The organism is Alcaligenes faecalis (genome assembly GCF_005311025.1).
GTDB classification, from domain to species: Bacteria; Pseudomonadota; Gammaproteobacteria; order Burkholderiales; family Burkholderiaceae_B; genus Alcaligenes; species Alcaligenes phenolicus.
Window position 1 is genome coordinate 1,969,171 of the sequence record NZ_CP031747.1, and the last position, 14,950, is coordinate 1,984,120.

General features: G+C 58.1%; 16 protein-coding genes. All 16 read right to left on the reverse strand.

What is annotated here, in order from left to right; all coding sequences use genetic code 11:
* Positions 1-13: 13 nt before the first annotated feature.
* Positions 14-817: a hypothetical protein gene (locus D0C27_RS08980; RefSeq protein WP_035269207.1), complete on the reverse strand. Its 804-nt coding sequence runs from the start codon at positions 815-817 to the stop codon at positions 14-16.
* A gap of 115 nt (positions 818-932) precedes the next feature.
* Positions 933-1,889: a helix-turn-helix domain-containing protein gene (locus D0C27_RS08985; RefSeq protein WP_230940616.1), complete on the reverse strand. Its 957-nt coding sequence runs from the start codon at positions 1,887-1,889 to the stop codon at positions 933-935.
* A 110-nt stretch (positions 1,890-1,999) separates the two neighbouring features.
* Positions 2,000-2,500, reverse strand: coding sequence for a hypothetical protein (locus D0C27_RS08990; protein ID WP_021447058.1), 501 nt, complete (start codon positions 2,498-2,500; stop codon positions 2,000-2,002).
* Between the two features lie 139 nt (positions 2,501-2,639).
* Positions 2,640-3,188: a methylamine dehydrogenase light chain gene (locus D0C27_RS08995; protein WP_137430807.1), complete on the reverse strand. Its 549-nt coding sequence runs from the start codon at positions 3,186-3,188 to the stop codon at positions 2,640-2,642.
* Positions 3,172-3,813, reverse strand: coding sequence for a methylamine dehydrogenase accessory protein MauD (mauD, locus tag D0C27_RS09000; RefSeq protein WP_009462707.1), 642 nt, complete (start codon positions 3,811-3,813; stop codon positions 3,172-3,174). Before mauD ends, D0C27_RS08995 begins: the two co-directional genes overlap by 17 nt.
* Positions 3,814-3,822: 9 nt before the next feature.
* Complete coding sequence (locus tag D0C27_RS09005) at positions 3,823-4,365, reverse strand: MauE/DoxX family redox-associated membrane protein (RefSeq protein WP_009462709.1); 543 nt, start codon at positions 4,363-4,365, stop codon at positions 3,823-3,825.
* A 1-nt stretch (position 4,366) separates the two neighbouring features.
* Entirely contained in the window at positions 4,367-5,539 is a 1,173-nt protein-coding gene (locus tag D0C27_RS09010; RefSeq protein WP_083054306.1) for an amine dehydrogenase large subunit, read from the reverse strand.
* Between the two features lie 31 nt (positions 5,540-5,570).
* A complete protein-coding gene (locus D0C27_RS09015) occupies positions 5,571-6,443 on the reverse strand; it encodes a transporter (protein ID WP_115635289.1) in 873 nt (290 codons plus the stop codon).
* A 63-nt stretch (positions 6,444-6,506) separates the two neighbouring features.
* Positions 6,507-7,997, reverse strand: coding sequence for an aldehyde dehydrogenase family protein (locus D0C27_RS09020; protein ID WP_021447061.1), 1,491 nt, complete (start codon positions 7,995-7,997; stop codon positions 6,507-6,509).
* A 125-nt stretch (positions 7,998-8,122) separates the two neighbouring features.
* Positions 8,123-8,680 (reverse strand): methylated-DNA--[protein]-cysteine S-methyltransferase, encoded by a 558-nt coding sequence (locus tag D0C27_RS09025; RefSeq protein ID WP_137430808.1) that lies wholly within the window; start codon positions 8,678-8,680, stop codon positions 8,123-8,125.
* A 989-nt stretch (positions 8,681-9,669) separates the two neighbouring features.
* On the reverse strand, positions 9,670-10,575 hold the full coding sequence (locus tag D0C27_RS09030; protein ID WP_137430809.1) for a dihydrodipicolinate synthase family protein: 906 nt from the start codon (positions 10,573-10,575) through the stop codon (positions 9,670-9,672).
* 14 nt (positions 10,576-10,589) lie between these two features.
* A complete protein-coding gene (locus D0C27_RS09035) occupies positions 10,590-11,258 on the reverse strand; it encodes an amino acid ABC transporter permease (RefSeq protein WP_009462726.1) in 669 nt (222 codons plus the stop codon).
* Between the two features lie 12 nt (positions 11,259-11,270).
* Positions 11,271-11,942, reverse strand: coding sequence for an amino acid ABC transporter permease (locus D0C27_RS09040; protein ID WP_060186146.1), 672 nt, complete (start codon positions 11,940-11,942; stop codon positions 11,271-11,273).
* Positions 11,943-11,950: 8 nt separating this feature from the next.
* Positions 11,951-12,682: an amino acid ABC transporter ATP-binding protein gene (locus D0C27_RS09045; RefSeq protein ID WP_009462730.1), complete on the reverse strand. Its 732-nt coding sequence runs from the start codon at positions 12,680-12,682 to the stop codon at positions 11,951-11,953.
* An 87-nt stretch (positions 12,683-12,769) separates the two neighbouring features.
* Complete coding sequence (locus D0C27_RS09050) at positions 12,770-13,708, reverse strand: substrate-binding periplasmic protein (protein ID WP_026484057.1); 939 nt, start codon at positions 13,706-13,708, stop codon at positions 12,770-12,772.
* Between the two features lie 250 nt (positions 13,709-13,958).
* Entirely contained in the window at positions 13,959-14,867 is a 909-nt protein-coding gene (locus D0C27_RS09055) for a LysR substrate-binding domain-containing protein (protein ID WP_009462734.1), read from the reverse strand.
* Between the last annotated feature and the right edge of the window lie 83 nt (positions 14,868-14,950).

Genomic DNA, 14,950 nt, shown 5'->3' on the forward strand with positions numbered 1-14,950 from the left:
ATGCCTGTTAATTTTAACCATCGTGTTCGTCGTCTGGGTTTGACGCGGATCGAAAGCGTGCTGCATCGATATGGTGTTTGCGCATCAGTGCCCAGAAAGCACGCCGGTGCTTTTGCGCGGAGCGGGCCGCCATGGCGATATTGCCGCTATGGCGATCAAGGGCGGCGTGGATATAAGCCTGCTCGAAGCGGGCCACTATCCGTCCCTTGGCAACTTTGAAAGATTCCTGGCTGCTGGCATAGCGCGAGGCTACCGCAGCGGCATAGGCTTCCAGCGTTGTCCCCTCCTGTTGCAAGATCGTTTGCGACAGGCGCTGCTCCGTTGGGCCGGGGTGCAGGACCAGATCCTGGTTTTCCTGCACCCTATAGTGTATCCGACCCGACAGCCCCGGTTCATTCAAAGCGTGGGAAGAGGTCTGTAAACGCTGACGATTGATGCGGGCGCGCAAATCGTCCAGGCATAAAGGCTCGCGCACGTAGTCTGCCAGACCCAGTTCCAGCAGGTCTGTCAGGGCCGCGGCCTTGATAGCACCCCGCAGCAAACCAAAGACCGGCACTGGCAAATGACCTTGGGCCACCGACAAGGCTCGGCGCACGTGAATCAGGGTGGCCGCTTCGATGGGAATCAGACAGGCATCAAAACGCAGCAGCAAGGCCGATGCGCTGCGCAAAAACAAATACTCCTGATCGGGATGGGGCGGTGGTGGCGCCTGCAGAACATGCAGCTGCAAACGCTCGCAAGGCGGGATGATGGCCAGTAGATTCTGAGCCCACGATGGCTGGGTGTGCAGCAACGCACAATCGAGGTGTAGACGCATAAGACTGTCCTTGAGAAGCCGGGCGAACCACACCGGCCGCCCCATAATCATGAGCCTCTAGGATAGAAATCCGACCCGTCTGCGATAAGTCGGAGTTGCGTCTACGTAGCTGTACTTAATCGCCGCAAATACGGCTGCGACGCCATTCGCTGGGCGATACGCCATAGCGTCGCCGGAAGGCGTGGCTGAACACGGCCGCGTCGGAAAAGCCCATTTGCCAGGCCAGCTCACTGATCTGCCGACCGGGTTTGCCGTCCACCAACAATTGACAGGCGCGCTCCAGGCGGGCGGCCATGATGTAATCGGCAGGCGCTTGCCCGCACAGCTCGAACAGCTTGTAGAGATAACGGCGTGAAATGCGAAACTGCAGCGCCAGGGACTGGGCATTCAAACCGGTATCACCCAGATGATCCTGCACGTATTGCTGAATTTGCAGCAGCTGCCCGCGCCGCACTTCGTCCAGGGCGGACTCGGTCGTCACCGGGCGACCATCGGCCAGGCTCAGAGCCATCATGCGAATCACGGTCTGGGACAGTTCGCTCAAGGCCGAGGGCGACAAGTGCCCGCGCTCCTGCAAACCCAAACGCAGCATATCCATGGCAATTCGGGCCGGACCTGTCGTGGCGGAGAACGAGCGGGCCACCGCATCGCTTAGCCAGGGCAACCAAGGCAGCAAACGCTCTTCCTCGAACTGCAAGACCAGAAAATGGGATTGATCCTGCACGGCCACTTCGTAAGGGCGGGTGGTGTCATAAATGCCCCACTCCCCGGCGTGCAAGATGCCACTGCGATTATCCTGCTGAATCTGACTACTGCCACTGATCTGCAAGGTGACCTTGTACAGCGCCTGCTCGGATCGGCTGGCCAAGGCCTGGGTACGACGCACGCGCTGCGCGCTGGTACACAGTTCCATGACATCGACCGAACCCATGCGATCGGTTGCCGCCCGGTTGGAGAAACCACGGCGAGAATCCGGCTGAACTTCCAAGGGCACAAAGTACGCGCACACCACTTCCTGCCAAGCAGCCAGGCTCTTGAAAGAAGCAGAGGGAGTGCGCAATAACATAGACATTGCCTGAGTGCCCTTTCGGCCAACGCAATTGATCGGGGTAAGGGGCAGAATATGCCCCCTTTCTTATAGCCCTAAAAAATTCAAGCGTCTACGGTCGTTAACCCGCTGTATCAGCGATCCATGGAGCCGTACAGGTAGGGCGCAGGCTCCAGACCCATACTGTTCATCTTGACGGTTAGCTCCGTACGCGCCTTGAGTACATCATCAAAACGATGCCGGCGCGATGCCCCTACCTCGGCCGAGGTAAAGGGTCGGTAATCGGGTGTCATTTCTTCCGGGCTGAACTTGGCCACAATCCAGTTCAGCACACGAGCCAGATCGGCATTATCCAGTTGCGACTGCGAGGCACCGGGCACTCGAATCATATAGTCCCGTCCAGCTGGCAGGCGTGTAAACAAGCCAATGGACTGGTTGAAATTGGGGATGCCCCGATGCGTCAGGCCCTGGCCATCGTAGCGATGGCAACCTGCGCATTGCAGCATATAGTCTTTGAAAGCCTGCGAACTTTGCAGGTAATCGCCCGTTCCGGCCATCTCTTCTTGGGCATGGGCCCAAGGCGTAAACGCCAGGAGTACGGCGCCCAAACAGGCCAGGCGCAAAGATGTCCACACAGTGATGCCTCCTTAAGTGACCGAACGCCATCCTGGCCGCCCGGCACCTTGTTCAAACCCTGGGGCTGCCTATGCAGGAAAGAACTGGCGTCCCAAGGACCGTTCTTCCCGCATGACTGGCAGCCCGACGGGCCCTTTTTTAGTTTTTAGCCAAGCCAACCAGTACCGATGTCGTGCAATGGAAGGTGCTGTTCTCGTTCGCCATGCACCAGTTCACGTCATTGTGCAGGAAGAACTCGTAACCAGGACGCTCACGGGTCTGCGTGTTGCACTGGCAGCGGCCGCAAGCGGTCTTGCCGCAGCAGTCGTGGTAGCTGATCAGGTAGTCCTTGCCATCATGCGGGTTGTGGCAAGTGCCAATCCACGAGATGGGCGAAGGCGTCGAGCCCGGAGGGCAGGTGGTGGTCGTGCCACCGCAGCAAGAGCACAGGAACCCGTCCACCGCACAATGACGCCAGTAGTCGCAGGAGTTCACTTCGTCTTCATTCGCCAGATCGGGATTCAGACTGATGTGATCGGCACCACTGCTGCTGCCACCACCACCGGCGGCGCGAGCCACCGGCAATACAGGCAACACAAAGGCCGAACCGACCATTAATTTGCCCACCGAGCGCAGCACGCTGCGACGCGAAGTCTTGTGGGCCACAGAACGGGAGAGGTTCTCCCCAAATTTATCCAGCCAACGCATTGACGTTCTCCTTTCGTGATACCTGCACTTGCTTCATGCCCGAGTCACCGGCCAAGTATTCTTGCGCCGAGGCCACGCCCAGGTCTTTGGCGGTAAACAGGCTTTCCAGCTGTTCACGCGAATTGACCAGACCCTTGCCGCGCACCACACCGTTCTCGTCGATCAGGACGGCGTAAGGCAGTTTGCTGATCTGAAAGCCCATGCCCAGCTGTGTGGACAGGACGTAAGGGAAGGCGTCCAGTTGTGCTTTCTGGTAGAAAGCCAGATGCTCGGGCATCTCGCCATCACTGGCCAGCACAATATCTACCCACTGACCTTCCGAGCCCTGAATGGACTTCAGAATCGGCAAGAGCTTCTTGCACACCGGGCAGGTAGGCGACATGAAGAAAATCAACTGGCTACGCGGGCCAGCCACGCCCACGGTAACGGCACGACCGCGCAAGTCCTGCAATTCCATGACGGGAGCGGCATCACCCACCTGCGGGCCTTTATCCATAGTCAGGGCGCCCATGGGGGCAACCCGTTCATACAACACGCCAATCTGGCGCGACAGGGCAAGTACAACCAGCACCAGGGCCAGTACGATTACCCATAAAATGACGTTGGAAATCATTAAAGCGGTCATTTAGGTCTCCTAAGAATTCTGCATTTTCTGGAATTTCAGATGGGATTCGATCAGTTGGTTGGCCGCATAGTACAGGCCCAGCAAGGCCAAGGTGGCACCAAAGAAGGTCAAACCGTCCACCCAGACCAGTTCACGGGCGCTGCTGATGGCCCAGTCACCGCTGGCCACGGCCAGCGCAGCCAGCAAGGCATTGCGAGCCACCAGCCACCAGGACAGACCACCGGAGGATTCCCCCAGCCCGGAGCAGCCGCAATCCACATCGCGGCGGCCACGCAGCAGGTTCATCACAATGCCACTGGTGGCGACCAGCAGGACGCACAGGGCCAGAACCGCCCCCAGCGAACGGCTGGCTGGCCACAGCAGCAAAGGCGCACTCAAGGCCTCGGCAGCGACAAACAGCACACTGAACGGTCGTAACAACACTTCCGGCAACAATCGATAACCGCCAACGGCTGCCTCGAACAGGCTGAAGTGACGCAGTTTATCCAGCGCCCCCAGTCCCATCAGCACGGCCAAGCAAGCCAGGCTGGCGTAGGTCAGGACCGGGTCCATATCAGACACCCCCAACTGGGTGGAACTGAACTTGCAAGGATGCTTCTGCGGCGCCTTCAATGGTGCGCAGCAACTTGGGTTCAGGCTGGCTGATGTCATAGACGTTCACATTGCCACCGTCCAGGGTCAGCATCAGATTGCGTTGCTGATCAATGGTCATGGACAAGGCATCACGCCCTGGAATGCGGGCTACACGCTGCTTGGTCTTGGTGTCCATGACCCAGATCTCGGCTGCGGGGAACTTGTGAGTGCCCTCTTTGCCATCGGGATGCATGAACACATACATGCGACCGCTGGCGCGATGCAGACCCACCAGGTTGTAGCCACCGGGCACCCAGTTCTTGGCCTTGTCCTGGTCGTTCAGCAAGGACCAGGGGCCATCTACCTTGACCTCGTCACCGCTGAAATCAGCACTGTAGACATTGCCGTAGTAGGACACGAAGTGAGCCTTGTCCTTGTCCAGGGCAGGAGCGATAAAGATCGGATCATCCTTCACGGAGAACATCTGCTTGCTGCGCGACTGGCTGGCAACTTTGCCATCCTCGCCCAGATTGATGGTCAACAGGCCACCATCGCCACAAATAGTCATGAAGCTGCGTGGGCGGTTGGGCTGGGGGATTACGCTCCAGCAACCGGCGGCAGCTGTGACGTCTTCCACATAATCACCCTTGGCCACGTCCACGATCCCGATCGAGGTCGCTGGCGAGGCGTTTTGCAGCACGATGAACTTGCCGTCCGTCGTCTGACGGAACAGACCGTCATAGTTCAGACCTTGCACACGCTTGGGTGGCAGGGAAATTTCCTTCTCGAAGGTCAGCTTGTCGGCATCCCACACTTCCACCACATCCGAGCGCTTTCCACGCGTAATGCGCTCGTGATAGGTGGTCATGGTGTAGATTTTCTTGCCGTCGTTGGACACCTGCACGTGGCCGTTGAAGGCGGTGGGTACCATGCCTAGGAACTTGCCGTTGGTGTAGTCATAAACATGCACACGGCTTTCGGTCAGGTGCATGAACACCGAGTCCATGACATAGATACGGTTTTCCTGCGGGGCAGACACACTGTGACCACCTGTCAGGACTTCGCGCGGCTTGTCCTGGGCCTGCGCGCCACCGGCCAGTACCATCAGCCCCAACATGGCGGCGGCGGTCGTTAATTTAAATTTAGACTTCATTGGATGTCTCTCCTCATGGGCGTCCACGCTGTCAGAACGCATAGGCATAACGGAATTGCAGGCCGCGCATGCGCGGGCCATTCTCGACTTTCAAATCATGGATGTACTGCAATTGCACCTGGTGAGCGTCAGTCAACTGGTGGGTGATCTCGGCGGCCAGTTGATGGTTGCGCGCACGGGTCACCGTAGTTTGTCCATTGACCCGTTCACGCCCACCCGTCTCGTAGCGGTAACGCATACCCACGTAGGTCTTTTCAGTCAGGTTGGTCGAGACCAGAGCCATCAGACGGATAGCGGTGTCTTTTTTCAGGGTCTGGCCGTAGTAGTTCTTGTTGTTGCCAAAGAACTCGAACTCCGCCACGCCTTCCACAAAGGAGGACTCCCCAAAGCCTTTCACAATCGCAAAGTCCTGGATCGTGCTCCAGCGATTCTTGCCGGAGGACACATCAGCCTGCGAGCCGTGGTAACGACCAGTGGGCAAGGTAATGAAGGGCTCCCACGCAAACCAGAAACGGTTTTCCGGATCGTTGTGCAGCCACACGGCGGCACCGGCGGTCACATCACCAATACCGGTCATGCGATCGCGGTCTTGTCCTGGAACATCCAGCGTGTTGCGAAAACCGGGCACGATCAGCTCGTACTGCACCGTCTTGCCGGCCAGTTCGCGAAAGTGCATCTGGCGGTAAATCATGCCTTGCACATTCAGCTTGGGGCTATCGCCAATTCGTGAACCCTGATCATAAAAACCGTGAGACTTCAGGCCCATCATGTAGACCGCCAGGATGTTGGTCCCTACCGGAGCAGGAATCCAGTCCCGCGCACTGGGGTCGCCCGCAAGGGCGGCACCGGCACTGACGCCGCTCAAGGCCAAGGCCAGAGCGGTCCGCTGCAAAATTGCATACATTATTGTTGTCTCCTCAAAGAGGCGCGAACGGTATCGTTATTGTGTTCGCGCCTTTATCCCTAGCTAGGCTGCCGGGTAAGCCATGCAGACCGATTTGGTCTCCAGGTAAGCCTCTACCGCAGCGCGCCCGTGCTCCCGACCCAGGCCGGACTGCTTGTAGCCACCAAAGGGCATGCTGGGGTCCAGCATGTTGTGGGTGTTGACCCACACAGTTCCGGCCTTGATGCCAGCAGTCAAACGCTGGACGCGGGCCAGATCCTGACTCCAGACGCTGGCACCCAGGCCAAAGTCTGTATCGTTGGCCAACTGCAGTGCCTGCGCCTCGGTATCAAACGGGGTCGCGACCACCACGGGACCAAAGATTTCTTCACGCATGATGCGAGCATCAGGAGCCACATCGGCAAACACGGTGGGGCGTACAAAGTAGCCCTGCTCGGGGCGAGCACCCTCACCTGCCAACATGCGACCGCCTTGCTGGCGACCCACATCGATATAGTTCTGCACGCGCTGCTGATGACGGGCGGAAATCAGCGGAGCAATCTGGGTGGACTGCTCAAAGCCCGATCCCAGCGTCATGGAAGAAGCCAGATCGGCTACGCCCTGCACCACGCGCTCGTAAATGCCTTTTTGCACGAACAGACGCGAGCCGGCAGTACATACCTGGCCCTGGTTAAAGAAGATGGCGTTGGCCGCACCTTGAATGGCCATGTCCACATCGCAATCGTCCATGATGACCACGGGGGATTTGCCGCCCAGCTCCAGAGACATGCGCTTCATGTCATTGACGGCCTGATGACCGATCAACTTGCCCACTTCCGTGGAGCCGGTAAAGGAGATCTTGTTCACGCCAGGGTGAGCCGTCAAAGCCGCACCTGTGCTTTCGCCACGACCCGTGATCACGTTGATCACACCGGCGGGGAAACCAGCTTCCAGAGCCAGCTCGGCCAGACGAATGGCAGTCAGCGGTGTCTCTTCAGCAGGCTTCAGAACCACGGTACAACCGGCGGCCATGGCAGGCGCAATCTTCCACACCGCCATCAGCAACGGGAAGTTCCAGGGCACGATAGCGCCCACCACACCAACCGGTTCCTGGCGGGTGTAAGCGTGGTATTTCACGCCGGGAGGAAAGCCGATGGAAGGCGAGAGCAATTCGCCATTCATCTTGGTGGCCCAGCCAGCCATGTAGCGCAGCCATTGTGCGCTGGCCGCCACTTCCAGGCCGTAGGAGAAGAACAGCAGCTTGCCGTTGTTCAGGGTTTCCAGACGAGCCAGCTCATCCGCGTGGGATTCAATCAAATCAGCCAAACGCAACAAGAGGCGCTCGCGCTGAGCGGGCAACATCTGAGCCCATTCGCCCTGCTCCAGAGCCTGGCGCGCAGCACGCACGGCCAGATCCACGCCTTGAGCACCGGCCTCGGGCTGGTGCGCAATCACTTGTCCCGTTGCGGGATCGTAGACGGGAATCGTGGGCCCTTGAGATTCAGTGACGGGTTTGCCGTCAATAATCATGTGTTCGCGAATCGCCTTGCGCTCGGCTTGTACGTCCTGCCCCATAGTCTGTCTCCACACGGAATAGTTGATTCTTAACGAATCCAGTATAGGGACGAGGACAAGCCGGGACTTGTTATTCTGTGCACGGAGGCTTGTTGATTTGGGTACGGAGTGAGCCCTGTCCTGCTTTAGAACAAATCCAGCTGGGCGGGCATACTGGCCTGGATGTCGCCCGTGCCCGTCAAATGCACACGGCGTTCAAAGTCCAGCAGGCTGGCCTTGCGATGCAAGCCGGAGCTAAAGCCGGTCAACATGCCATTGGCGCCTTGCACGCGGTGACACGGCACGATAATGCTGATGGGATTGAGGCCGCAGGCCTGGCCCACAGCACGGACCGCCTTGGGACGGCCCAGATGTTCGGCCATCTGGCCATAGGTCCAGGTCTGACCATAGGGAATAGTCAGCAAGGCCTGCCAGACCTGTTGCTGAAACTCTGTCCCTTGCAGGCTGAAAGGCAGATCAAACTGCTGCAGCTTGCCGGCAAAATACGCGTCCAGTTGAGTCTGCACGGGCTCGGCCAAAGCAGATTCCGGGATCAGCCCGGCCAGTTGCTCGGGTGTCAGACCATGTACGGTCTCTTCCTCGAAGTCCAGACGCAGCAAGGCTCCTTGAGCGTCCACCAGCAGACGCATCGCCCCTAAAGGCGTATCAAAGCAGGCAGTACGCAGCCCGACATAGGCAAACATGGCAATCCCGATCCAAGGGCAGAATGTCTGATCATACTGCGCGGCTCCAGCCACTTCAAAAACTCTGGCAACACCCAGGCAGGCTAGAGGCCAGCTCCTGGTCAAAGGCTTTTCAACCCAAAGCCGCCTGGCCGCAGCACCTCTCGTCCTTGTACCAACTCCTTATGCGCCTATAAAAGCGCCTGAGTGAGCAAGAAAACCTAAAAGAACAAGAGACTGAGACAACAACAATCACCGTGACAAGCGCATTGGCTCTGGCGTCAAAGACGCATGACAAGCTCCCGATTACGCACAACATTGTGTTGAGCGGGATATCCTGAGCAAGGTTCATGCTCCCATGAAGTGCCTGGCACTCAATAGTTAGTGCTTGGCTCCTATTTTTGCGTCCCCCCACACCCACCGCTAACTATTGAGAGCGACGATCCACACGCAAACCTCTCCCTCCTCAAGTCCCTCACACCGCGACAGCAACCCAAAGAGCCACATACCGCCAGACTCCAAAAGGAGGAAGGGCTCATATTGATAGTCATTGTGAGCCGGTCTGGGCCGGGGGCCGTCCTCTGGGCGATTCAGGCTTCTTGCCGCAGGCAGGCTTGCTATTCGGGGTACAAGCGCCCTGCTGTTTGAGCGAAATGCTTGTGCCTTGTCCGGGGGACAAGGCACTTTCGCGAGTTCAGGGCGCGCCCGAATAGCAAGCCTGACCAGGGCACCGGTGCGCAGCACCGGCAAGGAGCCAAGCCCGGAGGACGGCCCCCGGCCCAGACCGGCGTTTTCACGAGACACGATCTAAACATGCAGCCTCGTTTACGCTTCTTATTTCCTTATCTCGCCAGCCTCCTGCTTCGGACACAGCTCCGCTCTACAAGGGCCAAAGAAAAAAGAAGAAGAAGCGCAAGCAAAAAAACCGGGTAAATAACGCCGGGGCCCCCCCAGACGTTATTTACCCGGCAAATCCAACAAATGCAGCAGTTACTCAAGAACAGCAAGGTTTAAACGGTTTGCACACCCTTGGCAGACAAGTCCAGACCCACACGGCGCACCACAGCCTCAAACTCGTCCCGGCTGATATGGTCCAGAGCCGTCGCCGGATCACGCGTCGCATCGCAGGCGATGATGCCACGGCGCATATAGGAATACTTGCGCAGGGCCAGCGCCACCAAAGGCTGAAACTCGTAACGGATCAGCGAGCAATAACGGTCAAACACACGGGCGGCTTCCTCCTGTTCGCCCTGACGGTGCAAGGCATAGACCTTGAGCAGAATCTCCGGGAAGGAGAAGCCGGTGACCACGCCATCGGCCCCCCGTTGCAGCTCTTCCAGAAAATGCATGCCACCCAAGCCACTCAAGATCGGCAAGGCATCACCCGACAGACCCCGCACAGCGGTAATCTTCTGTCCGACGGGAGGGTCTTCGGAATTCAGAATGGACACACCCGCCTCTGCCTTCAAACGCACAGCCAAGGCCGGACTGATGCGGGCGGCGAACAGTTCCGGGAAGTCGTGAATGACCACCGGCAAACGAATAGCCTGCACAATCTGGCGGTAAAAGGACACCTGCATATCGTCATCCGCCCCCGCCAAGGGAGCGACAAAAATCGCATCGGCCCCCAGATCTTCAGCGCTGCGAGCCTGCTCCACCGCCGCTGCCGTTCCCATGGCCCGCACCCCCACCCAGACCGGCACCGCACCGCGCACTGCCGCCACGACGGTTTCAATGACACGCCGACGCTCAAAGGTACTGAGCTTGTGCAGTTCACCCATCACTCCCAAAATCGCCAAGCCGTGAATACCGGCTTCCAGCTGGAAATTCACCAGACTGACCAGGCTTTGCAAATCCAACTCACCACCCGGTTTGAAGGGAGTGGGGCAAATGGAAAAGACACCTTTATTTTTCATAATTACGCTTAGGCTCAACGTGGAATAACAAATGGCTTTTGCATACGCGAAATCATGCGTACCAAGGGCCAGAGAAGAATGAAGTAAATCAGCGCAGCGGCCACCAGAGGCGTCTGGCTATAGGTCTCGCCCTGCACGATCTGGGCCGAACGCAGCAGTTCAGGCAAGGCCACGGCCGAAGCAATCGAGGTCTGCTTGATGGCTTCCAGCGTGTTACTGGCCAGATCCGGAATTACATTGCGCACACCTTGGGGCACAACCACATAGGCCATGGCCTGACGGGCGTTCAAACCCGTGGAGCGCGCCGCCTCGTTCTGTCCGGGGGACACCGACTCCAACCCGGCACGGAAAATCTCCGCGAAGTAACCACTGCTGTTCAAAACCAGCGCCAGCACCGTGGCGGAAAACTCATTCAAGGGCAGGCCCAGGAACGGCAGACCGTAGTAAATGAAGATCAGCAGCACCAAAGGTGGGAAGGCACGGAAGAAATCCACGTACAGCAGGATCAGCCTGTTCAGCCAGCGATGCTGCTGATAATGCAGGCAGGCAATCACCAGACCCAGCAAGGCTGCCAGCGGCACGATGATCACCGAGAGCTTGACGGTCAGCCACAAGCCCTGAAGCAGCAAGGGCCAACTGGCGGCAAGAATCTTCGGGTTCAGAAAAGTATCGATCAGTTCCATAGCGCGTCACTCCTACGACTTGATCGCATAGCGCCGTTCCAGCACCCTCGTCAGATGAACGAAGGGGAAGAAAATCAGGCAGAACAAAATGGCCCCGGCCGTAAAGGCGGTGGGGTTGGCAATGTTGGACTGGATATTGCTGGACACATTAAGCAGCTCAGGCACGGCAATCACCGAACCCAAGGTGGTGCCTTTGGTAATCCCGATAGCGCGATTGGTCAGTGGTGGAATCGCCAGGCGCACGGCTTGCGGCAGGATGATGGCAAACAGCGTCTGACTGAAACCCATGCCGGTGGAGCGGCCCGCTTCCCACTGACCCGTGGGCACCGCAGCAATGCCAGACCAGAAGATTTCTTCAGCAAAGGCAGACAGCACCAGGCTCAAGGCCAGAACGGTGGCGGGAACGGGTTCAATCACAATCCCCAGAGACGGCAAAGCGAAGAACACCAGCACAATAATGACCAGCTGCGGAATCGCACGGAACACGTCCACATACAAGGTCATCAAGATATTGACGGGACGCCAGCCGTAGCAACGCAACACGGCCAGACCCAGGCCCAGGACAGTGCCCAGAACCACGGTCATCACGGCCATTTGCAGCGTGACCCAAAAGCCCTGCATGATCTCGGGCAAATAGGGGCTGATCAGCGTCCAGTTAAAGAAGTAATAAATTATCTGATCCATGGCCGGCCTCAGTTCATGCGGCTCAGAAAATCCTGAATACGCTTGTGACGCGGCTTACACAGAATTTCATCGGGACTGCCCTGGTCCAGAATCACGCCCTGGTCCATGAACACAATGCGGTCCCCTACTTCGCGGGCAAACTGCATTTCGTGCGTAACAATCACCATGGTCATGCCCGCATCGCGGGTGCGTTTCATCACGTTCAGCACTTCACCGACCAGCTCCGGGTCCAGACCCGAGGTAGGCTCGTCAAACAGCATGACTTTGGGCTCCAGCGCCAGCGCGCGGGCAATGCCCACCCGCTGCTGCTGGCCGCCGGACAACTGGCTGGGATAGTGTTCGATACGCTGGGCCAGACCCACCTGTTCCAGATGATGGCGGGCCTGCTCTTCGGCCTGCGCCTTGGGCACTTTTTTCACCTTGCGCAGCGCCAGCATCACATTGCCTAGCGCCGTCATATGCGGGTACAGGTGTATGCCCTGAAACACCATGCCTATGTTCTGGCGCACCTGGTTCAGGTCGGTGCGCGGACAGGTCACATCACTGCCAGCCACCACAATCGTGCCGCTGGTCGGGGTTTCCAGACGGTTGATGCAGCGCAGACAGGTACTTTTGCCCGAGCCCGAGCCGCCAATCATCACGACAACTTCGCCGGTGTTGACGCTCAGGTCTATGCCTTTAAGAATTTCGGCCTGCCCAAACGATTTGCGCAAGCCCTGGATGCGGACAATTTCACTCATGGTCGCTCCTTGACCGCCTGCCAGTCGGGCAGGCGGGGACCGGCCCCTGCAGGGCCATATAGCTAGAGAAACAGCGCGAAGGCGCTTTTAAGGACGGGAGCAGTCGGGGGTGTGCTCGGTGGGCTCGTAGCCAGGGAAGTCGGGCACGCCATAGCCGGGGAAAATCACCGTCATGGCCGTACCAGCATTGGGTTCCGTACCGAACCACTTCACATGCAGCTTGGACAGGGAGCCGTCCTGCTTCATGCATTCCAGCACTTCATCCACGCGATTACGCAGGGCCGTGTCGTCCTTGCGGAAGGCAAAGGCATAGTTAGCCTCGGTGGTCATGTCGTAGACCGGGGCCAGTGCGGGGGTCTGGGTGGCGATATAGCGTGCCAAAGGAGTCTCGGACATATTGGCAAAGGCGCGACCAATAGCTACGGCCTGCACAGCATCCGTGTTCTTGTTGAAGCGCTGGATCTTGTAGCCGTATTTTTCCTGGTTGTCCTGCAACCAACGGTCCGAGAAGCTGCCGTTATTGACGGCAATGGTCTTGCCTTTCAGGTCTTCCAGCGCATTGACGGTCGCGCCCTTTTTAGCCAGAAAGCTCAGGCCGCCCGCCATATACGGCTCGGCAAACAGCATTTGCTCCGCACGTTCACGTGTGGTGTTGGTGGGAGCCGCCACCATGTCGTAACGACTGGAAAACAAGCCCGCAAAAATAGCGGAAAACGGGGTGTCGATGACCTCCGCCCCCTCGTAACCCATGCGTCGGGCCACTTCCTGGGTCAGATCATTGGAAAAGCCATCCAGCTTGCCATCGGTGCCGCGCATGAAAAACGGAACCAGGCCCACGTCTGCAGCCACCTTGAACATCTTGCCCTGATTGGGGTTGACCGCATGAGCGGGCAGGCTCAAGGCCACGCCGGCAGCCAATGTGGCCAGCATCAAGCCAGCTTTGCTGCTGACACGTCCCCAGCGGGACAGGGTGTTTTTGCGGGATACAGCCGCAGCCAACGGGGCGATTGTGTATACGCCTTGCATAAGGTCTCCTTGCCATCCATTTTCTGTTTGTAGTGCTTTAATTCTAGGATTGGCAAAACCTTGATGTCATATGCTTTTTTATTAACCCTTCATAACACAGGGTTAAGCAAATACCCGTACCCCTTATACGCGGCGCAATACGCGAACACGCACATTTCCCGACAGTCGCCCTTGATAAGGGTAAGTCCCCCCCTGGAGAGGCCGCCAAGCAAAAGCGCGTGGGGGGACGATGTATTTATGGATGAATCACTCAGGCCCAGCCTGCCCGCATGCCTCGGGAGGCTGTGGAAATCACCACTTCCATGAAGTCGTGCGCCAATTGCGACACCGGCACCACATTGGAATGCAGCATGTGCAAAGGCATGGTGGTGCGCGGATTAATGGGGCGTACCACCACATCCGGCCAGACCCGGCCTGCCACGGCCAGCTCGTCCACAATTGCAATCCCGGCTCCAGCCTGCACCATGGCACAGGCAATATGCGTCAAACGCACTTCTACCGCCAGTTGCGGCACACCCGGACGGTTACCAAATAACTGCTGCACCATCTGGCCATAAGGAGTGTCATTGCCATAACCAATCAGGTCCAGCCCTTCCAGATCGCTGGCGTCCAGCTCCTGCTTGTCGGCCAGCGGATGGCTGGCTGGCAACACCGCCACCAGATGGTTTTCGTAAATGGATTGGGCATGCAAGCTGGGATGTGTCAGCGGCACAATCGCGACACCCACTTCCGCCTGTTGCGTGACCAAAGCCTGCACCAGATCACTGGAGATCAGCGTGCGTACGTACACCTTCACATCTGGAAAGGCCTGGCGAAAACGCGTCACCGCCATGGGGATCAAGGTCTGGCCCAGACTGGGGCTGACGGCAATGTGCAAGCTGCCGTGGCGCTTTTCGATCAGGTCGGTGGCCACCTCGTTTACCCGCTGCACGCTGTTATGAACCTGCTCCACCTCCTGATAGAGCCGACGCGCCTCGGGCGTGGGGTACAGACGCCCCTTGATGCGCTCGAACAGCACCAGACCAATACGCGATTCGGTATAGGACAGCAGGCGGCTGATGGCCGGTTGCGACACGTTCAGCAATTGCGCCGCCTTGCTGATGGAACCGGTCAGCATGATCGCGCGAAAAACCTCGATTTGACGAAGATTGAGCAGCATCCCTTAACGTAGCCTTATGTTTCGAGCACAAATAAGCATAAGACATTTTGATTTGCCTATGTTTCAATTTTTTCAAGCTGCCA